This window comes from Methanogenium sp. MK-MG (genome assembly GCF_009914725.1).
Lineage (GTDB): Archaea > Halobacteriota > Methanomicrobia > Methanomicrobiales > Methanomicrobiaceae > Methanogenium.
On sequence record NZ_JAAAWJ010000012.1, the window covers coordinates 1 to 23619 of the forward strand.

General features: G+C 47.4%; 28 protein-coding genes. 21 read left to right on the forward strand and 7 right to left on the reverse strand.

Annotation, left to right across the window (positions count from 1 at the left end):
• Nucleotides 1-775 precede the first annotated feature (775 nt).
• Entirely contained in the window at nucleotides 776-1159 is a 384-nt protein-coding gene (locus tag MKMG_RS03175; RefSeq protein WP_165075501.1) for a DUF2283 domain-containing protein, read from the forward strand.
• Nucleotides 1160-1758: 599 nt separating this feature from the next.
• Nucleotides 1759-1890: a hypothetical protein gene (locus tag MKMG_RS11650; protein WP_256366058.1), complete on the forward strand. Its 132-nt coding sequence runs from the start codon at nucleotides 1759-1761 to the stop codon at nucleotides 1888-1890.
• 208 nt (nucleotides 1891-2098) lie between these two features.
• Here MKMG_RS11650 and MKMG_RS03180 read toward each other — a convergent pair whose 3' ends face one another.
• On the reverse strand, nucleotides 2099-2326 hold the full coding sequence (locus MKMG_RS03180; RefSeq protein ID WP_216842867.1) for a hypothetical protein: 228 nt from the start codon (nucleotides 2324-2326) through the stop codon (nucleotides 2099-2101).
• A gap of 540 nt (nucleotides 2327-2866) precedes the next feature.
• On the opposite strand from MKMG_RS03180, the gene MKMG_RS03185 reads away from it, so the two are divergent.
• From MKMG_RS03185 to MKMG_RS03195, 3 genes are read left to right on the forward strand one after another with little or no spacing between them, the layout of a single operon-like run.
• A complete protein-coding gene (locus MKMG_RS03185; RefSeq protein ID WP_165075504.1) occupies nucleotides 2867-3505 on the forward strand; it encodes an MBL fold metallo-hydrolase in 639 nt (212 codons plus the stop codon).
• Entirely contained in the window at nucleotides 3495-3743 is a 249-nt protein-coding gene (locus MKMG_RS11390; protein ID WP_174235642.1) for a hypothetical protein, read from the forward strand. The genes MKMG_RS03185 and MKMG_RS11390 overlap by 11 nt, the downstream gene beginning before the upstream one ends.
• 17 nt (nucleotides 3744-3760) lie before the next feature.
• The gene (locus MKMG_RS03195; protein WP_254059069.1) at nucleotides 3761-4072 is read left to right on the forward strand and encodes an ATP-binding protein; all 312 of its coding nucleotides are present in this window, start codon (nucleotides 3761-3763) and stop codon (nucleotides 4070-4072) included.
• Between the two features lie 294 nt (nucleotides 4073-4366).
• Here the strand turns inward: MKMG_RS03195 and MKMG_RS03200 are convergent, their stop codons facing one another.
• Both MKMG_RS03200 and MKMG_RS03205 read right to left on the reverse strand, forming a co-directional pair.
• Entirely contained in the window at nucleotides 4367-4504 is a 138-nt protein-coding gene (locus MKMG_RS03200; RefSeq protein ID WP_165075506.1) for a hypothetical protein, read from the reverse strand.
• A 255-nt stretch (nucleotides 4505-4759) separates the two neighbouring features.
• Nucleotides 4760-5035, reverse strand: a complete 276-nt coding sequence (locus MKMG_RS03205; RefSeq protein ID WP_165075509.1) for a DUF5661 family protein — start codon at nucleotides 5033-5035, stop codon at nucleotides 4760-4762.
• Between the two features lie 615 nt (nucleotides 5036-5650).
• On the opposite strand from MKMG_RS03205, the gene MKMG_RS03210 reads away from it, so the two are divergent.
• From MKMG_RS03210 to MKMG_RS03230, 5 genes are all read left to right on the forward strand, one after another.
• Nucleotides 5651-5854: a type II toxin-antitoxin system HicB family antitoxin gene (locus MKMG_RS03210; RefSeq protein WP_165075512.1), complete on the forward strand. Its 204-nt coding sequence runs from the start codon at nucleotides 5651-5653 to the stop codon at nucleotides 5852-5854.
• Complete coding sequence (locus MKMG_RS03215; RefSeq protein WP_165075515.1) at nucleotides 5851-6078, forward strand: type II toxin-antitoxin system HicA family toxin; 228 nt, start codon at nucleotides 5851-5853, stop codon at nucleotides 6076-6078. Before MKMG_RS03210 ends, MKMG_RS03215 begins: the two co-directional genes overlap by 4 nt.
• A 94-nt stretch (nucleotides 6079-6172) precedes the next feature.
• Nucleotides 6173-6832, forward strand: a complete 660-nt coding sequence (locus MKMG_RS03220; RefSeq protein ID WP_165075518.1) for a class I SAM-dependent methyltransferase — start codon at nucleotides 6173-6175, stop codon at nucleotides 6830-6832.
• Between the two features lie 146 nt (nucleotides 6833-6978).
• A complete protein-coding gene (locus tag MKMG_RS03225; protein ID WP_254059070.1) occupies nucleotides 6979-7419 on the forward strand; it encodes a YkgJ family cysteine cluster protein in 441 nt (146 codons plus the stop codon).
• Between the two features lie 660 nt (nucleotides 7420-8079).
• Nucleotides 8080-8703 carry a hypothetical protein gene (locus tag MKMG_RS03230; protein ID WP_165075520.1) on the forward strand — a complete coding sequence of 208 codons (624 nt, stop codon included), beginning with the start codon at nucleotides 8080-8082 and terminating at the stop codon, nucleotides 8701-8703.
• 208 nt (nucleotides 8704-8911) lie between these two features.
• On the opposite strand, the gene MKMG_RS03235 is transcribed toward MKMG_RS03230, so the two are convergent.
• Nucleotides 8912-9310 (reverse strand): tetratricopeptide repeat protein, encoded by a 399-nt coding sequence (locus MKMG_RS03235; protein WP_165075523.1) that lies wholly within the window; start codon nucleotides 9308-9310, stop codon nucleotides 8912-8914.
• 311 nt (nucleotides 9311-9621) lie between these two features.
• Between MKMG_RS03235 and MKMG_RS03240 the strand changes: the two genes are divergently transcribed.
• From MKMG_RS03240 to MKMG_RS03270, 7 genes are all read left to right on the forward strand, one after another.
• Nucleotides 9622-10500 carry an Mrp/NBP35 family ATP-binding protein gene (locus MKMG_RS03240; protein ID WP_165075526.1) on the forward strand — a complete coding sequence of 293 codons (879 nt, stop codon included), beginning with the start codon at nucleotides 9622-9624 and terminating at the stop codon, nucleotides 10498-10500.
• Between the two features lie 236 nt (nucleotides 10501-10736).
• Nucleotides 10737-11636: a winged helix-turn-helix domain-containing protein gene (locus MKMG_RS03245; RefSeq protein ID WP_165075529.1), complete on the forward strand. Its 900-nt coding sequence runs from the start codon at nucleotides 10737-10739 to the stop codon at nucleotides 11634-11636.
• Nucleotides 11637-11688: 52 nt separating this feature from the next.
• Nucleotides 11689-12588: a UbiA family prenyltransferase gene (locus MKMG_RS03250; RefSeq protein ID WP_256366059.1), complete on the forward strand. Its 900-nt coding sequence runs from the start codon at nucleotides 11689-11691 to the stop codon at nucleotides 12586-12588.
• A 269-nt stretch (nucleotides 12589-12857) separates the two neighbouring features.
• Nucleotides 12858-13100: a hypothetical protein gene (locus MKMG_RS03255; RefSeq protein ID WP_165075534.1), complete on the forward strand. Its 243-nt coding sequence runs from the start codon at nucleotides 12858-12860 to the stop codon at nucleotides 13098-13100.
• A gap of 41 nt (nucleotides 13101-13141) precedes the next feature.
• Nucleotides 13142-14116 (forward strand): hypothetical protein, encoded by a 975-nt coding sequence (locus MKMG_RS03260; RefSeq protein WP_165075537.1) that lies wholly within the window; start codon nucleotides 13142-13144, stop codon nucleotides 14114-14116.
• Nucleotides 14117-14333: 217 nt separating this feature from the next.
• Complete coding sequence (locus MKMG_RS03265; protein WP_165075539.1) at nucleotides 14334-14705, forward strand: hypothetical protein; 372 nt, start codon at nucleotides 14334-14336, stop codon at nucleotides 14703-14705.
• A 188-nt stretch (nucleotides 14706-14893) separates the two neighbouring features.
• Nucleotides 14894-15241, forward strand: a complete 348-nt coding sequence (locus tag MKMG_RS03270) for a protease inhibitor I42 family protein (protein ID WP_165075541.1) — start codon at nucleotides 14894-14896, stop codon at nucleotides 15239-15241.
• A gap of 85 nt (nucleotides 15242-15326) precedes the next feature.
• Here MKMG_RS03270 and MKMG_RS11750 read toward each other — a convergent pair whose 3' ends face one another.
• Complete coding sequence (locus MKMG_RS11750; RefSeq protein ID WP_165075543.1) at nucleotides 15327-15926, reverse strand: DNA-deoxyinosine glycosylase; 600 nt, start codon at nucleotides 15924-15926, stop codon at nucleotides 15327-15329.
• Between the two features lie 6 nt (nucleotides 15927-15932).
• Nucleotides 15933-16148 (reverse strand): hypothetical protein, encoded by a 216-nt coding sequence (locus MKMG_RS03280; RefSeq protein ID WP_165075545.1) that lies wholly within the window; start codon nucleotides 16146-16148, stop codon nucleotides 15933-15935.
• Between the two features lie 59 nt (nucleotides 16149-16207).
• On the opposite strand from MKMG_RS03280, the gene MKMG_RS11655 reads away from it, so the two are divergent.
• From MKMG_RS11655 to uvrB, 4 genes are all read left to right on the forward strand, one after another.
• Nucleotides 16208-16342, forward strand: a complete 135-nt coding sequence (locus MKMG_RS11655; protein ID WP_256366060.1) for a hypothetical protein — start codon at nucleotides 16208-16210, stop codon at nucleotides 16340-16342.
• Nucleotides 16343-16585: 243 nt separating this feature from the next.
• On the forward strand, nucleotides 16586-19393 hold the full coding sequence (gene uvrA / locus MKMG_RS03285; protein WP_165075547.1) for an excinuclease ABC subunit UvrA: 2808 nt from the start codon (nucleotides 16586-16588) through the stop codon (nucleotides 19391-19393).
• Nucleotides 19390-20949, forward strand: coding sequence for an excinuclease ABC subunit UvrC (uvrC, locus tag MKMG_RS03290; protein ID WP_165075549.1), 1560 nt, complete (start codon nucleotides 19390-19392; stop codon nucleotides 20947-20949). Before uvrA ends, uvrC begins: the two co-directional genes overlap by 4 nt.
• Nucleotides 20936-22870 (forward strand): excinuclease ABC subunit UvrB, encoded by a 1935-nt coding sequence (uvrB, locus tag MKMG_RS03295; RefSeq protein ID WP_165075551.1) that lies wholly within the window; start codon nucleotides 20936-20938, stop codon nucleotides 22868-22870. Before uvrC ends, uvrB begins: the two co-directional genes overlap by 14 nt.
• Nucleotides 22871-22924: 54 nt before the next feature.
• Here the strand turns inward: uvrB and MKMG_RS03300 are convergent, their stop codons facing one another.
• Nucleotides 22925-23605, reverse strand: a complete 681-nt coding sequence (locus tag MKMG_RS03300; protein WP_371415194.1) for a DUF5591 domain-containing protein — start codon at nucleotides 23603-23605, stop codon at nucleotides 22925-22927.
• Between the last annotated feature and the right edge of the window lie 14 nt (nucleotides 23606-23619).

Genomic DNA, 23619 nt, shown 5'->3' on the forward strand with positions numbered 1-23619 from the left:
ATCGCGAGTAAGCGTTACAACATATTTCCTCATTGATGAAGATATAAATCGCTCATATTACATTATTGTTACGTCGGTTTATGTTTGACCCGGCACTAGAATAATTGTATCACTTATTGTATCTCCCATATTATTTTTAGTGTCATTAAGGGCAATTAATGTATCATATTTGGTATCGATATTGGTGTTAAAGATGTATTTCAGGTATGCAGTTCAAGAGATGTTTGGTGAAATGAATGCATAAAATGAATCTAATAGTCTTCAATCTTTCAGAAATAGATGATGAAGAACCGAAAGAAAATGCCTTAGAAATGGTAAAGGGAATAATTTTTAGGGTTATTGAATTGGTAATCTTAAAATGCATAGGGGATGTATTCGGCACCTAGTATTGTGAAACTCCAAATTCCGATTTGGTTTTTGGTTATCGAATATTTTTCATTTAGATGATAAGACAAAATGGATTATTGATTTTGTATTTATAATTGAACATAACATATTTGCTATGCATTATTCATTGCGAAATCATTCAGCTTATCAATTATATTACCCACCCCATCCTTCCCCTCTTTCCTAAGTGAATTTTCAAGATAGAATTAATTTTTCCTGCCTGCATATCATGAAGGAATCCCACATGTGCATCAAGCCCTACACTGTTGATGACTCGCAGACACTCAGCTTTAGTAGTGCAGATACAATGGTTAACATGCAGTTAATCTGATGATAGCATATTTTATCGCAATCGATACGAAAGAAAGGAAGAGGAGGGTGAAATAACATGGCTATAAATCAAATTCACACGGATGCAGATACTATTGACTATGATTATGAAAATGACAGTCTTTTTCTCTTTACCAAAGGGGCCGAACATAAGCACTCGCTGGTTATAGACAATATCATCATTGATTTCGGTGAAGGAAATTATATCAAGGGCGTGGAGATACAGAACGCCTCTAAAAGATTTGGTGTCTCAAAATATGCACTCACTAAATTTCGTCAAATTAACGTCAACCTGAATGTCTCAAGTGAAAAATTAGAGCTGAATATAACACTCATTCTTGAAATACGAAATAAAAATCTCCCGAAAGCCATCACTGCAGCAGATATCAACGAATTCAATATTCCATCCGGAACAATGGCCATGTCGTCCGGAATGTGTTGAAAACGAACAATCATTTTTTTGTTGCTGATAATTTTTGTTGCTGAGAACATCACTCCGGCAACACGGGTTCAATACCATCAGAAGAGGTCTCTGCATATTTTTAGGGTCAGGATGAGTGTCACACGGTATCCGGTATATTTGTCAGGCATGTAGTATTGAGTATTGAGAACCGGGCCGGTGTGCCTCCCTCTTTCCCGATAAGACAAACTCATCACTCAGTTTAAGTAACGTTTAAGCAACGCATAAATAACCCCCAAAACAGGCCCGAACCCCGGAAAAACGCATCCACACAGACGGCCGGAGCGGGCCTTTCTCTCCCAAAGACAACCCATACATCCTCTCAAAATATCCGCGAATAGCACCCCCGTATTCGTCTGTAATCCTTTGGATATTTCGCAAATAACAGCCATTACATGCATCTTTTCCCGGCATTAAATACGTGACCAAAAGAGGCCGGAAATGAGCAGGAAAACGTGTATTTTACCCCCTAATTCCCAAAAATATGGAACGAATACACCCCCTGTGCCAGCCAATCCCAACTGTTCCTGTTCTCCAACGGGTGCACCCCCGTTTGCGGCATGGAGAACAGGTGGCGGCATATGGCGGCAAGTGCAGCAGAATGCAGCAGATGGCGGCAGCTTCCGCCATCATACAAAGCGACGATATTGCTTTGTTCGCTCTCTTCGGCCAAAATTGCGCCGGAAGCAATCTGGGTGGTGGAAAATCCCTGAGCTCAGGCACCCGAACCCGCATTAGCATGGGAGATGTCCTGATGCTGTGGGGTCTCATTCTTCCGCAATATCCTCTTCTCTTGAAGAAGCGTCTCTCTATACTCTCTTAGATCTGTATCATTCGGTTGGAATGCCCGATTTTATCCTGGCGGAAAGTGCCGCCATGCTGCTGCAAGATGCCGCCATTCCGCCAACGTCACCCCTGCCATCAGTCGGGAGGTGTTCGCCCCCATCGTCTCGCCATCCCCTGCGCCAACAATAACACCGGCTGTTTCAGCCAGAAGCCCGTCAGGTTCCGGAAGTGGATTGAAAAAATAGTATCAGCTAAAAAACCGGTGACTGCAAAGGCTATGATGGAGCCGGGATAGGTAACCATTGAAATAATTGACCACACCCGCCCCTGTTTTCTGTTGTCGATATTTTTCAGGATCAACACTTCAATAGAGGTGTTAATGAAAGGCAGGGTGGCAAAAAATGTAAATCCTGCCAGTGTTCAATATCGCCCTTCAGCGCCATCACATAACTCCCCATCAGCTCGTTGCCCTGATACCCTTACCGTCTTGTTGAACCATGCGTTCACCTTCTTCCGTGCACCCGGTGGGTCTCAAGCCTCAGTGCATAGTCCCAGTCCTGACAACATCCTTCGCGGTCGTGTCCCGTTCAACAAGGTTGATAACTGCCAGGTCAACAAGAAACCGGAACAACTCCTGCATGTCATATGCATTTTTACATTATGCATAAAATGAATTCTCGGATGAAGGATGAGTGAGAGCAAGGAATGTGATATTTTTCGCCATTAACGGTATAACCCCGAACACAAGATAAGGATTATCGTTATCTCGTGATTATTGAACCTCTGAAAAAGGTTCGAATTATACCCTTCTCGCTGCCTGAACGGGAAGTTGGTGGCGAGATCGACACTTCACCCTTTGAGAGAAGGACATAAATAAGATTTCGAGGAATAAGCAGTTGAAATATGAAAATTACTATCATCTATGACAATACTGTTTTTCGGAAAGATCTTCAGGCAGACTGGGGTTTTTCCGCATTGGTGGAAGTTGAAAATGTTCCCAGTATATTGTTTGATACTGGGGGAAATGGGAAAATTTTGCTCAGTAATATGGAAAAACTGGGAATTGATCCCTCATCTATCGACGAAGTTTTCATTTCCCATGCCCATTTTGACCATACAGGAGGGCTAACTGATTTTTTGGCCAAAAATAAAAGAGCAAAAATCTATGTTCCGCCATCCTTTCATGGAGTAACAGGAAGAGATGTGATTCCCATACCTCAACCAGCCAAAATTCATGAAAATATATTTTCTACCGGTCAATTAGAAGGAATTGAACAAAGTCTGGGGGTTAAAACCGACAAGGGAATTGTAATTATTGTCGGTTGTTCTCACCCTTATATGGGTACGATTCTGGATACAGCGAGGCAATTTGGCAAAATCTATGGAATCATTGGAGGACTCCATGGGTTCAGTGACTATGAATTATTTTGGGATTTGGAATTACTTTGTCCCGTTCATTGCACCCAACACATAGCCGAACTTAAAAGACTTTATCCTGAAAAATATATTACAGGCGGAGCCGGAAAGGTAATTGAGATTTAGATATTCCTCCAATAAGATCCACTCCGGGGCTGCCCTGCTGCACTCTGTGATTATGACCCCTGCCAACAATCCTTTCGTCGATCACCAGCACAGCGCCGATGGGGATGCCGCCTTCGGTCAGTCCTTTTTGGCTTCTTCGATAGCGGACTCCATGAATTCATCCGTTGACATATCTCCCATGGAGAGTGATGGCAGGACTGATGTTGAATGGTGTGATCTTCTGCCGGGCACATTTTAATTAGTTGTATGCAAAGTATGATACTTGTCATACAACAATTTGTCAACCGTGAACAGGAACTTGATTTTCTCAATCGCAAATATGCTGAAAATTCGCCTCAGATGATCGTCCTCTATGGAAAAAGAAAGATTGGGAAGACTGAACTCATAAAAAAATTCATGGAAGACAAAGAGGGGGTATATATCCTCTGCACAAATGACAGCGTACAAGAGAATGTCAAAGAGATGAAGGATAAATTTGCCAGTCTCACCGGAAAAAATTATTTCAGGGATATTAATCCCTCATCTTTTTATGAACTCTTTCAATCACTGTCCCTGAAAGACATATGATAATTGGAACTACCGGGTAATGTGACGAAGGTTCTGAAAAAAACCGAAGACGCCCTGTATTCAACATTGATTTGGAACAAGAAGGCAAAGGACAAAAATACCATACGAGTTATTACAAGACCAGACCCCTGCCGTTCTTATATGTGAAGCATCTCTATCAGAAGTGGCCTTAATGCTATTATAAGTGAAGCTTCCGCTACCCTCCGGATACGAGCATTTTGCGACTCGCATAGCTATATTCGTTTTATCAGCCCTTAAATGAAAAAGAAAAAATAGTTCGATATTTCAGGCGACTCACTTGAGCTTTTTGTTGAGTTTCTTAAGTTTCTTCGCGGCTGCCTGGCTGCCTCCAGCCGCCTGCTTTGAGAGTACTTCTGCTTTGGCCGCTTTCGCTTTGTTTTTCTTCCCTAAATCTTTCTTACTCAATGCCATACAGTTTAATCTCCTAGCCTTAGCCGTGTTTTATCCATTTCTTTTCTTCATATAAACCTGTATTGTTGTAGGAACCTGAAAAAGCTTCGAATAAACGAAATGCTGACCGATTCAACTGTTGTTTTACCATTTTTTGTTCTCCGATAAAACAACCCATTACCATCCGGTATACGGGAAAACATAATCTGAGAACGGGATTATTTCCCGGCACTCTCCGGTTCTGACACCAAATACAAAAAAAGAGGAATCGTTTTTTCAGGATTGTTTATCCCAGAATTCTTCAGCCTCGGTCTCCATTTTTTCGAGCCTTTCGTAGTAGTCGGGGAATTCGTTCAGATGAGCGAGGGCGATTTTCCCTGTCATCAGGGGATCGTCATCCGTCACGTTTGTGCTGGAGTTTATCAGCCCGTGTTCAAGCTCCACGTTCATTCCCGCCGTAAATTCATCGACGGAAAATTTGTCCCATCTGATTCCGAGTTTTCCCCCGATCTCCTTACCTTCGGTTGTTGTGAATATCTTTTTACCGCTCATAAAACCACTCCGTTTTTTTAAGGATGTGGTTATTGGGTGATATACCTGTTGCCTCCAAATCCCCCGATGAAATGAACGAGGTCGTTTTTGAACAGAGGAACACTCCGCTCGCAGGGTTCAGTAATATCTGGCTTCTGTTGTCATAGTAAAGGAAGACCATTGACCAGAGGATTATTGGAGAATCAGTTTGGCGGCCATACGGCTACCATCAGACCCCGGCCCGTATCTCTTTTAGAGAAACAAACCCACGATCTTGAATAGTATGAGCAATATCCCCGACACAATACAGGCCAACCCGACATTATGACAGCACCGGTTATGCCGTGTGCAGAGAATCACGCCGACGACGAAAACAAGAATGAGAATCGGAATCATTTGCAAATCAGAGTTATACTGCGGTGGGGTCTGCCTTGTGTATATCGGAACGGCATTCTGCTCTGGGAAAAGTAATGATACGAATAGTTTGGGTACGCAAACCGATGTCCTATCCGGGGACTCATCTTTCCTCCATTCATGAGATACTATCGATTAAACCATTCCCTGGAGAGCCGGGCTCATGATCGACAGGGGCTTCATCACCATTAATGTAAAGTAATCAGACAGGAAGATTACCTTATGAAATTACGTGTCATTCTTGAACCCAGTGAAGAGGGGGGATATACGGTGTTTGTACCGGGACTTCCCGGCTGTATCAGTGAAGGGGATACACGGGAAGAAGCATTACACAATATCAGGGAAGCTATCGCACTTTATCTGGAACCCATAGAAGACGATGCGATTTTCAGTGATACTGCCGAGCAGATTGAGATTGCGGTATGAACTATATGCCCAGTCTGAATTATGACAAACTCATCATCGCTCTTCAAAGGGACGGATGGGTCGTTGTCCGTCAGCGGGGCAGCCATATCCGTATGCAAAAACACACGCAAACAGAAACTCTGAAGCTGACGGTTCCTGCCCATAAACCAATCAAACGATCTACCCTGTCACACATACTAAAGCAGGCTCATATGACTATTGAAGAGCTGAATGAGCTTATATAATACAGAATTCTGCCTGGCGGTAATGTATTGTAACACACATAAATATGACCATGTAGTGAAGGTGACCATGATCGAAACCCGGGGGAGAACAGACATGAAGTGGGACACAGAAAAACGGGCCGCACAATACGATGATCTGGCCGCCCGGACAGTCCCCGACATGAAACATTTCTATGCAACCGTCACAGACGCACTCCCGGAGCAGAGCATGAGGGTGCTCGAACTCGGTTGTGGCACCGGCCTTCTCACCGCACGAATACGAAAAGCACACCCGGAGGCCGCTGTCATCTGCATCGATAGTTCGCCAGCGATGCTCGCGGTCGCCCGGCAAAAACCGGAGCTGGAGGACGTCACCTGGATGCAGGGGGATATCAGGGATCCCTGGCCCACCGGTCCCTTTGACGCCGTGGTGAGCACTTTCTGTCTCCTCGCACTTGAACCCGACGGGCAGCGGACGGTGCTCAAACGGGCATACCGTACGCTTCGCCCCGGAGGCGTCTGCATCACGGGATGCGTCGTGAGGCCCGCGACCGCAGAGGAGGAAAAGTGCCAGCTGGCCCGCTGGGAGACGTTCATGCAGGATGCGGGCCTCGACCCGGAAGAAGTCCGGCGGCAGCGTGCATCATGGGACGGGGCACGGGCAAGAATACCCACTCCCGACGGGTTCCGGGAGATGCTCAGAGAAGCGGGCTTCACCCGGATCCGGTGCCCGTACCACCGTGGATTGTATACCGTCTTCGTTGCAGAGCGATGAGACACAGGAAGGGGGAAAACAGGCATGTATCTTATCAGCGTGAATGTGAAATGATCAGATCATGATAATGCACGAACCGTCCGTTCTTCAGGGGGTATGTCGCCATCGCCTGTGAGTGCTGTCAGTGCGGCAACTGCTGCAGCCACATGCAGCTCGTCCATACCATCACGGAAGACCGCGGCAACTACACATTTATCGTCTACAACTACTATTCCGGAGACGTGAAGGAAGTCCGGGTTGATGCGGACAAGACTGCCCTCTTTGAAGACAGAAGCAGTCTTGAGAGACTCCCGGAAGCATGCCCCTTTCTGAGGTTTGACACAGAAACCGGAAAGGCGTGGTGCACAGTTCATCAGACCCGCCCGGACATATGCCGCGATTACTGCTGCTGGCGACTGCTCATTTGTGATGCACAGGGACGGCGGGCCGGGCGTGTGTTGTATCAGCGTACCTTTCTCACGGACAATGCCGCACTCGGCGAGCTCTGGGAGCAGATGAAACCGAAACTGTTCGGGCTTGATGACAGGGAATGGGATGATGCCGTCATCAGTATTCTCACGAAAGCCGGCTACCGTGTGCGGGAGTAGCTGCAAAAAAGACGAAAGGAACCGATTCACCTGCACATCCCGCAGAGCTACAGAGAATGTGTCAACTACTCACGACTAAAGTCGTGGTTTTCCTGCCTGTTTTGATCGTGAAATTCCTGAAAGAAAGGTGAACCTGATTGAAAAGAGTGCACTCGGCCCATCTGTTCAGAAATCTGGTATATGTGAACGTCTGATCCTCTTTCCTGACGTTCCCATTCACTCGTGGCCCTTTTCTCCGTCACACCTTTCAGGCAACACACGGATCAGGGGCTTTTGGGTTGGGATCTCAGTCCCAAACCGGATGAATGTCAGGTAGGTTACGGAGGAAAATATACCGTGGAGTGGAAGGGTTGTAGCAAAAATTCTCTGGATATTATCGGGGTAATGCACATAGATGTTCCGGCTGAACAGTCAGTAAGTGCGAAATGGACAAATTCACTACACATCTGCTGAAACATAATCAGGAATCATTCCTCTCCCGGGGAGGTATGCCATTTATGGCACCGGAACTCCTCCCCTTTCCCTTTGCTCACATCTGTGTCTGGCATATCTGTATATATCTGAATTGGTTAACAGGGGGTGCATATGTAAGACGGTGTTCAAAAGTCCTAAAACATGATTTCACCGGTTTTGCATGTAATTGAGTGGAGGTATGAAAAAATGAAAAAACTAATTGTAGCATTGCTGGTTGCTGCCCTCTGTATGGTGGCACCGGCCATTGCACTGGATTGGGACGATCTTCCCACCGGCGACATGGTGATGGTCGACGGCGATTATCCACCTGGTGAACTGTGTGGAACCTACTTTGACGTGTATCTGTGTGATGACGGTGTCTATCCCGGATGGTGTGTCGATACAGTGACCAGTTCAATCAAGGACGAATGGTATGACGCCTGCCTTTCTTCCACCATCGGAGTATCCGAACAGTGGAACATGGTAAACTGGATTCTTAACAACAGGGGAGATATACCATTTGGAGAAACCCAGGCAGCCATCTGGATGGTAATGGGTCAGGAAATCCCGACGAAGTATGCTGAATGGGATAATATGCTTTCGGTGGCCCTTGCTGCTGAGGCTTCTGAGCACCCTGATTATGTGCCCGGATGCGGCGATGTCGGAGCAGTCCTTGTTGAAGCATGTCAGCCATGCTATGAGGGACAGACACTTATCATCGAATTACCACTGGATCCCTGCCCACCCGTTCCAGAATTCCCAACAATGATGATTCCAGTCTTCCTTGTCGGCAGTGTACTGGTTGCGGCCAGTGTTCTGAAGAAGGAGTAAGACAGGATTGATCTCATTTCATCATTATTTTTTTCAACATTCGATTCTGGAGAGAGGTCTGCCTATTTTTAAAGAGTTGTATTATGAAGAATCCTACTGATTCCACCATCCACAATAAATTTGGTTGGGAGTATGAAAAATATCCTGATTGAAAGGAGATCTCTGAAATCTCAAAAATAATGGAGTGAAATCTCTATGATCCCATCATTTAAATGGACGGGATATATGTCGTCAACCCAATATCGTATTTTGTTGCATTCTGAAAGCTCAGTTTTGCCTCGTCATTCTTACCCGTATTCATCAGGATAATACCCTTCAGATACCAGGCGAGCCCATATTCCGGGTTCAGTTCAAGCGCTTTTTCGGAGCTTTCCATCGCTTCATCGTATTGACCGAAATGATCATTGTAATACATGCCCCGATAGCACCACGCCTCGGCGTTATCCGGGTCTGATACGACTAATGCATCATAATATTCCTGACTTGCATTCACTTTTTCCAGAAATTCTTTCGTCGGCATCGTATCCGGATTTTCAGTATCGGCAATACAGCCGACAGATACGCAGCACAGGAATACCGCCGCAACAATTCCCACGTTTTTCAGCATTCAGTGACTCCGGATACCATAGCAGTATGTGTAAATAAGATGCTATTTACCATTTATGCCAAAAGATGTTCAGCTGAACGGGAACAGTTGGTATCGTGAACTACTACGAAGCTAAAGACTTAGTGGCTTCCTGCTTCATTCCCCGAAGTATTCTCCACCAGTCCACCGTCCCTTCCCCTCGTTCCGAAGGTGAAATGATTACTTGGGGTTCTCGTAATCAGGTAATTTCACGAAGGATACCAAACCATTCCAACCGATGTGGGCAGATCCCGCACAAACCTTTATCCATTTCCACCCTGAGTAAGGGGCATATGGCAAAAGATACGTCCGCACCACGGCGGGGTGTTCTGGAACGGGCCAACATATCAGTCCGGCACGTGGTTTTGATACTCTCCGGCAAAGGGGGTGTGGGCAAAACGACGGTGGCAGCAAATCTCGCATTCGCATTTTCCAGCCACGGCTTCAAAACAGGACTGTTGGATCTCGATATCCACGGCCCCGACATTCCCAAGATTCTGGGAATTGAAGAGCACCGGATGGTTTCGTATGACAAGAAGCACATGGAACCGGTAGCGGTCACCGGCACTCTCTCTGTTGTCTCAATGGCCTTTCTCCTCCCTGAAGAGAGTTCCCCCGTCATCTGGCGCGGGCCGATGAAGACCGGGGTCATCCGGCAGTTCCTCGAAGACGTCCACTGGGGGAAACTCGATTACCTGATCGTCGACCTCCCGCCGGGTACAGGTGACGAAGCCCTGACCATCGCCCAGATTGCCCCGAACATCGCCGGTGCGGTGATCGTCACCACCCCCCAGGACGTGGCCATACTTGACATCAAAAAGGCGGTGAAATTCGTCCAGACAATCGGGCTGCCGGTCATCGGCATCATTGAGAACATGAGCGGCATGGTCTGTCCCCATTGCGGCAAAGATATTGACCTCTTCGGTTCAGGTGGCGGGGAGCGTGCTGCACAGGACCTCGATGTCCCTTTCCTCGGCGCTATTCCTCTGGACCCCGAAGTGCGCAAAGCGGCCGATGAGGGACGGCCGTTTCTCATCCGCGGCCCCGGTATCGATGCAGACAACCCCACCTGGAAGCAGGTCGATTGGATCATGGAGAACCTTGTCCGGGTCATCGAAGAGAAGAATGCTCCGGGCGTACATCGCAAAGAAGTGCCCCTGCATTCTACATGAGGGCCTGTGCTCTGACATGTTTTTAGTGCAGGTTTGGTCTGAGGCTGGAAAAGAGATACCCGGACGGCAGGCAGACACATCGATACAGATATCCTGACAATTCCTGCAGCGAAAAATGTGAGAACCGAATTGAGACCTGTTGTGGCGGATTTTACTCTATTAAAAACATATAAACAGGTTTTGAATACAAAATTAAAATATTCCCATTATATATGCCTGGGAAATGATGAATTATATTGAGGGATACTTTGGATACACTGGATACACTTGAGATTTTTAATACATACCAGGATGGTATCCAGAAGCTGTTCCGGTCAAGACTGCTGCTGCAGATCATGATTTCACTGGATGACGGAAACAAAACCCTTGCAGAACTTCGCGGGGTGACAGACACGACGTCGCAGACGATCCTCCCGAAGATCCGGTTTCTGGAGGAAGTGCATTACATACGATACGATGACGATGCCTATCATCTGACCCCCCAGGGAAACGTCATTTCATCACAGATACAGGATCACGTCAGAACAGCTTATCTTTTCAGTAAAAATCCAAAATTCTGGTCGTCACACTATCTTGAAGCACTTCCTGCCATGTTCCTGCGTGACATCGGCGACCTCTATCATTCCGGGATCGTTGAAACGTTAAATACGAATATTTTCTCTGTTCTTGAATGTTTTTTTGATATGCTGGAGAATGCTGAACAGATACGCGTCGTCTCCTCTTTCATGAGTCACTTGCATGCAGATGCCCTCATTGCAAAGGTGAAAGAAGGGGTGCCCGTGGAGATGGTGGTGAACACCGAGATCGCTGAAGAACTCAGGAAAGAACCGTTCCTGAGTAAAATCGAGGAAATTGCAGGGTATAATCACTTCAGAATCTATGTAGCACCCACGCCCCTTTTAATCGGGTTGACGGTGACCGATTCGACCCTTTCCTTCGGATTATGCAGGAATGATGATTTAAGATATGATATCTCCAGCGACCTCATCGGCACTGACAATCTGGCCCTTGCATGGGGTGAGCGCCTCTTTTCGTACTATAAGGATATATCAGAAGAACTATCATCTGATCCCTCCCTTTGCTCCGGATTGACTTCTCCTGAATCCCGTCAGGGTTCCTTTATATTCATCGGATAACTGAATATTCGTCGAACGAACTAATGTCAAACACCGCAATCCACGGTGATGTATGTTCAAATTTGAGCATACACCCGGAAACAGTGATCTGAATCTTCGGTCATTGTTTGATACTATTTTGTACAGCTCGTTGTATCTCTGCATTGCCGCCATTTCAATGGTTTATTTGTCTTCTGTGCTACAGGACATGCCGGTATCTCTGGCGGCATGTGGGATCATGTTCCTTGTTACCTTTTCGGTCTACAACCTGAACCGAAAAACCGACGAATGTGAAGATGCAATCAACCATTCCAGACGCTATGCGTTCACGAAAAAGTATGCAACGGTTCTCATGAATTTATCCCTTGCCGCCTACGCGATTGCGTTTTTGATCGCCGGGATGCATGGGATTGTGGCGGCGGTGATCACCGCCATTCCACTGGTGAACGGAATTCTTTACAGCATACCGTTTTTGCCCTCCGGGTTCAGGTACCATCGTCTGAAGGATATCCCATTTGTGAAAAACTTCATTGTGGGACTTGCATGGGCAGTTCCGGTTGCACTTCTGCCGGTGGTATGCACAGAATATTCTGCAGGGAGGATGACAATTGCAACGGGGCTCTTCTTCTTTTTGTTGTCATTTGTCAATTCGACGGTATTTGATATACGGGATGTAAAGGGCGATGCCGAGTCAGGCGTGCAGACGATTCCTGTTATCCTTGGTATACAGAGAACCAGATGCCTGTTGTCGGTGATGAACGGTATTGGTATTGCGATTATCCTCGTACTTTGCAACGGATGTCTTTCGATCGCCGAAACGGCAATCATCGTTGGTATCGCGATGTATGTACAGGGCTACATTCTTTTGTTCAATGGAGCTGAACGGGAGCAGGGCATGTATGATCTCCTTGCCGACGGGCAGTATCTGCTGCTCGGGGGACTGATGTACCTCTCCACCGTATGTATTGCATAAGAGGCCGGGGTTTCATCCCACCTCTTATTTTTCACAGGATACCGTTGTCTTTTTTAAAATAAACACAGTGTAAGCGACAAAAAGAGCGTGGCTCTTCATGTCAGTATCTGTTCATCAGCACACGCCATCTTCATCTGAACGCTGAATATTCGCCGAACGTAATAATGTATACCATAAAAAAATATGATTTTCTGATCCGGGCGATTACATTTATGCAAGTGGAGGCACCATCTTAAATCTCACCCTATAGTTACAGTGAATTGGACGACGTGGCACTAGAACCGAAAACCAGTGAACATGACGCAACAGAAATTGCGCTTGATTGCTTTAGAGATATATATGTGGTGAAAACACAGACCAGATTGGCTGTCGTTTGCCTCAATAAAGACGTACAAAAACTTGCTTGGATAATTGAAGTTCAGGGAGATGTAAAGGATGATCTTGTTCAGGGTGGAGAATTACTCGTAGATGCGATCTCTGGTGATATTTTATCATTCTACCCATACCAATAAATTTTCAAATTTTTATTCATAAATATTCAGAGAGGTTGTACATGCTAAGCGAATGTGAGAGCATTTTCAGGAAAGATGTGATTTTTATCGGAAGATCACTCCTCGTTGGGCTGGGGAGCGGATTCCTCCTTTTTATTATAAGCTGTGCGTGGTCCATGGTTTGGGAAGGGCTGACCATCTTCAACTGGAACCTTTCCGGCATCATGGAGATGCAATGGATGGTACTCCTGCTATTGGTTCTCGTATTGAACGGTGCTCTTTCTGCCGAATGTAACGCTTCAAGGATTGAGAAGGAGATAGACGCAGGGGCGGCAGGTTTCATTGCCGGTGTTGGGGCTTCTGCCGTATTTCTACTTATCCCCCTGTATACTTCAACATTAATGCCCCTGAATCTCAGTTACTGGGATACGCATGCACTTTTTAGTCGTTCTCTGGCTTTGATGATAATCGTTGTGCTTCAATTCATAGCACTATCGGCAATTGGGGCACTCCTGCATTTCTATAGTGAAACGAAAAAGATGAAATGCCCGGTTACAAAGAAAATTTCCGGCAGTGAGAAAAAACAGATTCCCACCGTCATTATCATTCTTGCTCTGATCCTATGTATTACGGCTTTTCTTCCCCCGGCGGTGGTGATTTTCGAAGTGAAATCTGGTTTCATTGAGAGAATCCCAGTCTGCTGCTATGTGCCTCAGGTCAGTGTGGAACGACTGGGTGAAGAGTTCATCATCGTTAAGAATCTGGAGGATGCCGGCCCTGATCTGGGATGGCTTGCTGACAATTACTTCCCGTTTAAGATCCTGATCAATGGGAGGGATGTGTCGGATAGCGATGCCATCCGGCATAGTGGGCTATCGGTGACTATTGATCCGCCGGATGGACTGGGGTATAAAAAGGGCTCTTTGATAGTATTGACTGGCAATGACCTCCGTTTGGACAATGGTTCGATTCATCTTGAGGTCATAAGCTATACCAATCAGAGACTGCCGGAGCCTGCGTATAACTCCTGGATATAATCAAAGATGATTACTCAGTACAGGCCACGTGATTAGATTCAACTAACAGTCGGATGATGTGGCCACAATCCATTAATAAAGTGAAGTTAAAAGTCTGGTATCCCTCGCTTTTTGGAGAGAATCATGAAAACCAGACAGATAGAGGAATTCATCGTACTATTCATTCTTATTTGTTGCATCGTTCTCGAGCAAACCTCTCTATGCATATGCACGGGAGGTGGGCGTAGATGCAGATCTTGCAACCATCGTCTACATTGCAGGGCTTTTTGCAGGCATGATTATTATGCTGATAGCCATCTGGATGTCACGCAGATCAAACCGAAACCGGATGAGAGAAACGAATGATGGGAATGTGGAAGAATCAGCATTAGATAATAGTTTGGACCTCTCAAAACGGCCGATTCTTGCTCTCATCCTGATTGTCATTACCGTGGTAATGATCTATCCCATTCGTCTCTACGCTCCGGATGCAAAAGCGCTCTTCATTCCCCTGATTTACTCGGTAGGAATACTCTTTGGCGGCCTTCTGATGTGGATACCTATCAGGGTTCCTGTATATCACCAGCGTAACCGGTCATACAAACACTAAAAAGAATCGTTGATCCGTCTCACATCCGGTCAGAATAATTACTGTTATCATATTATCACGAAGGAGTCATTCATGAAATCCAATATGTCCGGATATTATGCTGTTGCCATGTTCTCCTCATCGGTCTGTGTCTTGCATCGGCCGGCTGTACTGGCAACCCTGCCGGCAACCTTACCAAAAATGAACCTATGTCCGGAATCAGATATTATTTAAATGAAAGTGATTCAGGGAGAACCATTACACTGCAAAAGGGAGATTCTCTTGATATAACCCTGCCAACCACTCCCGGACTCGCCTACCGATGGATCATGCCTGTCACCGGATCAGGACCTGAACTGATGAATGCCAGCACTATTACTGAAATTCCCGATAACGCGAACTGGTCAAATGGCAGTCCGTTTTTCTCTCCCGGAGAATACCGGTTTCGTTACTGGGTGGTGAGTACCGGGACTTCGGTGTTTGAAGGTGTGTTTTGCCACAATGTATGTGACACTAAGTATTCGCGCCGGTTTAACCTCACGGTGAATGTAGTGTGAGGAAATTACCTCTCCCTGCCATTGAGCAGAATATTATATTGCAACGGGAATGTGAGTGATCGTCAGAAAATCGCTATGCATCCGCTCATTGTTCCATCGCGCAAAACGGAAGTATCTCCCGCCACATCTCTGCCTTCTCTTCGAGACTCATCCCTGCATATGCAGGAGATGTGGAGGGAAGCTGTAAAATAACCAAATCCGTCTCTTCGTTTTTTGGTTCCGTCAGGTCAGAATAATACCGTTTAAACCAGTGTCCTGCACCCGTCTTCCCGTTTAAGGCAATGCAGCGGATGGAAGGATGTTCCGCTAAAAATCGACGGATATCATTGGGTGTGGTATCACCTATCGAGCTGTCACTACTGCCCTTCCGTGAACATGATTCAAGCACATCCCAGATGGCGATACCATGGTCTGTCAGAAAGTTCAGTCGGTCCTGATAGGGCAAATCCGAAAAATCAGAACCATTAGATAAACCGGAACCATCAGAAAATTGAGAAAATGCAGAGCTGAATGAGAATACCACCCCCATAATCTTCCAGAACTGGTTTTGGGGATTGCCATAGTATTCATTCCTTTTCAGAGACAGTTCACTCGGATAACTGCCCAGAATCAAAACGGACGGTTGTGAACCGGAAACAGGTTTGAGTCCTGCCCCGGAATACTTATTCGCCTGATGATGAGTCATCTATTATTATTTGCCCGAATCTGTTTCTCCGCCGTTTGGTTCTCCGCCATAGCGCACATAATAGCATTCTCCCCAGTCCTTTCTCTCACCGGGTTCCATTGCAACCAGCATCTGTTCTGCATGGTCTTCGCATACTTCCTGTGTGGTGCATCCCAGTATCTGCATACCGATGGCTTCCTTCGCACAAAAATCACACCTTGAATTCGTAGTTGGGGTGTTCATCTCTATACCTTTACAGTTGGGACTATTTAATTGGTATACATGTATTTGTGAACTGAATTATGTATAATATCACCATACGCAGAGCACGGGAACACAACCTGCAGGATATAACACCGGACCTCCCCCGGGATCAGTTTATCGTCATCACGGGAGTCTCCGGTTCCGGTAATTCAATCGAACAGGAGACCAACTAATAAAATCCGAGCACTACGATAGCCACATAGTCAACGAGATCGATGACTCTTTCTCCGGCTGCTCTTTGCACGCGTCGGCACACCCTGCTGCCGGAACACATGGCATCACGAAGAAAGCAGGCAGGAAGCCCACGACTTTAGTCGTGGGTAGTTGACACTTTTGGCTGCCGGGCAGTGTGTCCATTAATATATCCCTACCTGTAGGTCTATTTAATGTGTATACATATATATCTGCACGGGATTATGGATCACATCACCATACGCGGAGCACGGGAACACAACCTGCAGAACGTAACACTGGACCTGCCACGGGATCGGTTTATTGTTATCACCGGTGTTTCCGGCTCCGGAAAATCAACACTCGCCTTTGACACCATATATGCGGAAGGTCAGCGGCGCTACGTGGAGTCGCTCTCCGCATATGCCCGCCAGTTTCTCGGCCTCATGAATAAGCCTGATGTGGACTCCATCGAAGGCCTCTCACCTGCGATATCCATTGAACAGAAGACCACGTCAAAAAATCCGCGTAGTACCGTCGGGACGGTCACCGAAATCTATGACTATCTCCGTTTACTGTATGCACGAATCGGTACCGCCTACTGTCCGGAACATGGCATCAGGATAGAATCACAATCTCCGGAACGAATAGCAGATGCAATCGAATCTGATTTCTCCGGTGAAGTCACGGTTCTCTCCCCCATCATCCGCCAGAAGAAGGGCACCTATCAGCAACTGATAAAAGACCTGAACCAGGAGGGATATGTCCGTGCCAGAGTGGATGGCACTATAATCCGGACCGATGAAGAGATTCAGCTGGAACGGTATGTCAAACACAATATTGAGATCGTTCTTGACCGCTGCATGAATGATGAACGCTCCCGGCTGGTCGAAGCGGTGGAAAATGCGGTGCACAAATCCGATGGCCTCGTCATTGTTGCAGGAACGGATGGAGAAAAAGAACGCATCTACTCCTCCCGCATGGCATGTCCCGTCTGTGGCATATCATTTGAAGAACTTCAGCCACGGATGTTCTCATTCAACAGCCCGTTCGGTGCCTGTGAAGAGTGCAAGGGACTGGGCATCCGTATGGAACTTGACCCTGCACTCATCATCCCGGATAAAGAAAAATCCATTTCCGACGGGGCGGTTGCCCTCTATCGGAATTTCCTGGACGGCTACAGAATACAGTACCTCGCAGCCGTGGCCAAACATTATGGATTCAGTATCTTCACGCCAATAGCAGACCTCACCGAAGAGCAGTACCGGGCCCTGATGTACGGTTCTGATGAGAAGATAGCATTCCGGATGAATATGAAAGACGGTGAGGGGCACTGGGCCCATAATGGGAAATGGGAGGGTCTCTTACCCCAGGCAGAACGCCTCTACGGACAGACAAAGTCTGATTACCGCCGCAGGGAACTGGAAAAATTCATGCGTATATCAGTTTGCCCCGGCTGCCACGGACAGCGGCTCAAAGAGAAGGTGCTTGCGATTCATATTGATGGCAAATCCATCATCGATGTCACCGACCTTTCCATCAGCAAATGCAGAGAGTTTTTCAACGCACTCACGCTCACCGAAAAAGAAGCAGAGATCGCAAGGCAGGTCTTAAAAGAGATACACTCACGCCTCGGGTTTCTGGAAGAGGTCGGCCTTGGCTATATCACGCTCTCCCGTGCGGCGGGCACCCTCTCCGGCGGGGAAGCACAGCGCATCCGTCTTGCCACACAGATCGGATCAAATCTCATGGGCGTATTATACGTCCTCGACGAGCCGTCCATCGGCCTGCACCAGAGAGACAACCACCGCCTCATAGAGACCCTGCAGCACCTGCGTGATCTGGGCAATACCCTCATTGTGGTTGAGCATGATGAAGATACCATCCGGCAGGCCGACCATGTCGTGGATATGGGCCCCGGTGCGGGCATCGATGGCGGCAGAGTCGTTGCGGCAGGCACACCTGCTGAGATTGAACAGAACGCTGCATCCCTCACCGGCAGATATCTCTCCGGTGCGGAATCAATTCCCGTGCCTGAAACCCGCCGGAGTGCAGAACAATTCATCCACCTGCTGGGCTGCACGGAAAACAACCTGAAGAATGTGGATGCCCACATTCCACAGGGTATATTCACCGTCGTCACCGGCATGTCAGGGAGCGGCAAATCGACGCTTATATACGACACCCTCTACCGGGCACTGATGCAGACCATCTACCAATCGAATGTCACACCCGGGAAATACCGGTCGCTCTCGTTTGATGCACCACCGGACAAGGTCATTGTCATTGACCAAAGCCCCATCGGGAGAACACCGCGGTCAAATCCTGCCACCTACACCAAGGTGTTTGATGAAATCCGGAAGGTCTTTGCCAACACCAAAGAGGCAAAGATACGGGGATATAAGCCGGGCCGGTTCTCCTTTAATGTCAAAGGCGGACGGTGCGAGGCATGCAGCGGGGACGGTCTCATTAAAATCGAGATGAATTTCCTTCCCGACGTGTATGTGGAATGTGAGGAATGCAAAGGCAGGCGCTACAATGCAGAGACGCTTGACGTGAAGTTCAAAGATCACAGCATTGCTGACGTCCTGGGGATGACCATCGATGAAGCGGTAAACCTCTTTGAAAACCATTCCAACATTATGCAGAAACTCAAAACCCTGCAGAAAGTGGGGCTTGGCTACATCAGACTGGGCCAGAGTTCAACCACACTATCGGGAGGAGAGGCACAGCGCATCAAACTCACCCGTGAACTCTCAAAGAAAGGGACGGGGAATACCATATATCTCCTGGACGAACCCACCACCGGCCTGCACTTCCACGATGTAAAAAAACTGATCGCTGTCCTGAATGAACTCGTTTCAAAGGGGAACACGGTCATCGTCATTGAACATAATCTGGATGTCATAAAGTCAGCCGATCATCTTATTGACCTCGGCCCGGACGGCGGTGAATACGGCGGTGAAATTATCATATCCGGCACCCCTGAAGAGGTGGCTGCTGAAGAGAGAAGTTATACCGGAGCATACCTTCGTCCCCTGCTGCAGACATGATCGATCACCTCTCCCTTCCCTCAGACCCGGGCTGTTACCTGTTTAAGGATGGCAATGGCACCGTAATCTATGTGGGAAAGGCAAAGCATCTGAAGAAACGGGTGGGCAGTTATTTTTCCCATACGCTAAAAGATCCAAAGACAGAGGCAATGGTCTCTGCTGCCGTCAGCCTCGATTTCATCGTCACAAAAAAAGAGGTTGAGGCGTTAATCCTTGAAAATTCTCTCATCAAACGTCTTCAGCCCAAATACAATATTGACCTCAAAGACTCCGGACGCTATGCCTACATCCACCTGACAGACGAAGCGTACCCACGTATTCACTATGTGCGGGAAAGATCGGATGGCGGGGAATATTTCGGCCCGTTTGTATCGGCAAAGGACCGGGACCTGATTCTTCACGTACTAAAAAAGACGTTCCGCATCCGGTCCTGTAAAAAACTCCCCAAACGTCCCTGCCTGCGGTATCATATCGGTACATGTCTCGCGCCATGCACGGGAGATATATCTGAAACAGACTATGCAGAACAGACTGCCCGTGTCCGTGAGATACTGAAGGGGAATTCCGCTGCTCTCATACAGCACATGAAAGCGGAGATGGCATCCGCATCACAGGCACAGAACTTTGAAAAAGCCCTTGAACTGCGTGATCAGATAGAGTCCGTTCAGAAACTCTCCGAGAGACAGGCCGTGGAACGGTTAAAAGAGACCGATGAAGATATCATCAATTATCAGATCAGGAAAGAGACGGTGTATCTGATGCTCTTTTCAGTCTATAAGGGAGTCCTGGCTGAAAAACAGGAATTCATTTTTTCGTATCATCCACATGCCATTGAAGAGTTTATGGTGCAGTACTACGGAGAGAATGAACCCCCTTCTGAACTGATACTCCCGGAGGCACCGGACGATGCCATACCGGAGTATCTCTCCGTTCAGAAAGGGAAGAAAGTCAGAATAACCGTTCCCCGGCGGGGAGACAAAAAAGACCTGCTTGAGATTGTGTCCCGGAATATTGAGACCACGTTCTTTGGCGGAGAGGAGAAGGTGAATTTCCTCCAGAGACGCCTGCGGCTGCCGGAACCTCCGCAGGTCATTGAATGCATTGATATCTCCCACTATGCAGGAAGTGCGATGGTCGGGTCCTTGGTCCAGTTCAGATACGGGATGCCTGACAAGAGAAATTATCGCCGTTTTAGAATACGCAGTGTTGAAGGGATTGATGATGTTGCCGCAATCAGGGAAGTCGTGCACCGCAGGTATTCAAGAATAGCAAAAGAAAACGGGGAGTTCCCGGATCTGGTGATTATTGACGGCGGAAAGGGGCAGCTTCATGCAGCAGGAGATGCCCTCAAAGACCTGAATATCAGCATCCCGTTGATATCAGTTGCAAAACGTGAGGAGGAGATCTTTGTGCCTCATTTCCCGCACCCGCTTCCCATAAAAAAGAATGAAAAAGTGTCACTGTTCATTCAGGAAATCCGTGACGAGGCACACCGGTTTGCAGTAACCTATAACCGCACCCTCATGAAAAAGAGGATCAGGCATGACGAGGTTTAATCTGATATCCGATTTTTCTCCCCAGGGGTCACAACCCGATGCCATACATGCCCTTGTAGAGGGTATCGGTGACAAGAACCGGTTTCAGACGTTAATGGGCGTCACCGGTTCGGGAAAAACGTTTACGATAGCAAATGTGATTGCCAGAACAGAGAAACCGACGCTTGTGCTGGCCCATAACAAAACCCTTGCAGCACAGTTGTACAATGAATTCAGGGACTTTTTCCCGGAGAACCGTGTCGAATACTTTGTCTCGTATTATGATTACTATCAGCCGGAATCATACATCCCCAAAAGAGACCAGTATATCGAGAAGGATGCGGCAATCAACCCAAAAATCGAACAGATGCGTCTTGCAGCCACCGCCTCTCTTCTCTCCCGTGATGATGTCATCGTTATCGCATCGGTATCAGCCATATATGGTCTGGGAAACCCGGAGAACTTCGAAGGGCTGGGGTTTGAAGTAGCGCAGGGAGAACAGATAAAGCGAAATGACATCCTCTCCCGCCTGATCGATATCCAGTACGAGCGCAATGATATGGAACTGCAGCCGGGCCGGTTCCGGGTAAAAGGGGATACTATCGACCTCATACCCGGATCGGGGTCGGACATCATCAGGATTGAATTCTTTGGGAATAAGATCGAGCGGATCACCGAGATTGACAACATCACCCATCAGCCCATCCAGATTCTTCCATATTATTTTGTGTATCCCGCCCGCCATTACGTGATACCGGAAGAGGAGAAGGCCGGGGCAATTATTGATATAAAAAAAGAGCTGGAAGAGACGCTTCCAACCTTGGGCCTCATTGAAGCACACCGGCTCCGCCAGCGGACACTCTATGATATCGAGATGATTGAAGAGACCGGCTACTGCAAAGGCATCGAAAACTATTCCCGGTTTTTTGACCACCGAAATACAGGAGAAAAACCCTTCTGCCTGCTGGATTATTTCCCGGATGATTTTCTGATGGTGGTTGATGAAAGTCACCAGACCCTCCCACAGGTTAGGGGCATGTATAAGGGGGACTATTCCCGGAAAAAGTCCCTTGTTGAGTATGGCTTCAGGCTGCCTTCCGCGTTTGATAACCGTCCTCTGAAGTTTGATGAGTTTGAAGAGTACATGAAGACAGCCATATTCGTATCAGCGACACCCGGCCCGTATGAAAAAGAACACTCCTCAGATATCATTGAACAAATAATCCGTCCGACAGGGCTGATTGACCCTGAAGTCAGTATCCGGCCGGTGAAGACCCAGATTACCGACGTATGCGCAGAGATGCAGAAGACCATCGCTGCCGGAGACCGTGTCCTTATCACCACCCTGACAAAAAAACTGGCAGAAGAGCTGACAGAATTCCTTGCAGAGAAGGGGATAAAGACCCGCTATCTTCATTCAGAGATAAACACCATCGAGCGCACCGAGATTATTCGTGAACTCCGGCTGGGGATGTTTGATGTGCTTGTCGGCATCAATCTCCTGAGGGAAGGCCTTGATATCCCTGAAGTGAGTTTCATCGGTATTCTTGATGCTGATAAAGAAGGCTTTCTCAGGGATGCCAGAAGCCTCATCCAGACCATCGGGCGGGCGGCACGAAATGATCACTCCCATGTCGTGTTGTACGCAGACAGGATCACCGATTCCATAAAAACCGCCGTTGAAGAGACCGACCGGCGGCGGGCGATACAGATGGAATACAACCGGGAACATGGCATCACACCCGCCACCATTCATAAACCCATACGGGAAAAAGAGGTTGAGATTCAGGATACCAGACATATTCCCCGTTCTGAACTGCCCAATCTCATTATTCAGGTCGAAGCCGATATGCAGGAAGCGGCAGAACGGCTGGATTTTGAACGTGCCATCTTTCTGCGGGAGAAGCTGAAGAAACTGAATGCGGAACTACAAAAATCCTGAATACCATCATCTGGAAAAAAGTGAATGCAGAATTGCAAAAAATCCTGAATTCCCCTATATCTGAGATTCGTCAACCATCGCCTTCGCCCTCTGAAGACCCATCGTGAACTCATCGATATACTCCTGCATGGAAAGGCTGCCTTCCGGAAACGGGCAGTCGTCATTATACATCTGCTGAATCATCGGATCGGTGGGATAGATCAGAACCTCGGTATCAGTCTTTGCTGCTGCCCGGACCATTGCCTCCCGGAAAAGTCCGATGCAGTATGCAATTCGCAGCTGGTATGTGTCGGAGGTTTTTTCAAGAAATTCTGTCAGGCGATAGGTCTCTATTCTGAGGAAATCGTCCTTCACCCGCTGGTCCGTGCATTTGCCCAGCATATAATGATACTGGGCGTAGGGGTACATGCATTCCAGTTCAGCCGGTACAGTGCCGCATGTGCCGAAGATGACCACATGATATGACGTGTCGGTCGTATACACGGAATCGAATATTTTATGGAACAGGCGGTGGCTGGGTGACGTGCTGTAGGGTTTTCTGACCGCACAGGGAATAAATACCCCGATGTCATGTGATGCTACATGGTAATCGTCTATGATATACCGAAATGCTTCCTCAAAAGGCCTGAGGTAAAACGGGGGGTCCAGAAGCTGTCTGGAATTATGTTGTTTCGAAGATGCATTGTTTCCTGAAATATATCTCACCTTGGTAAAGCCGACATAATCATTATTCACGGACTGCAAAATGT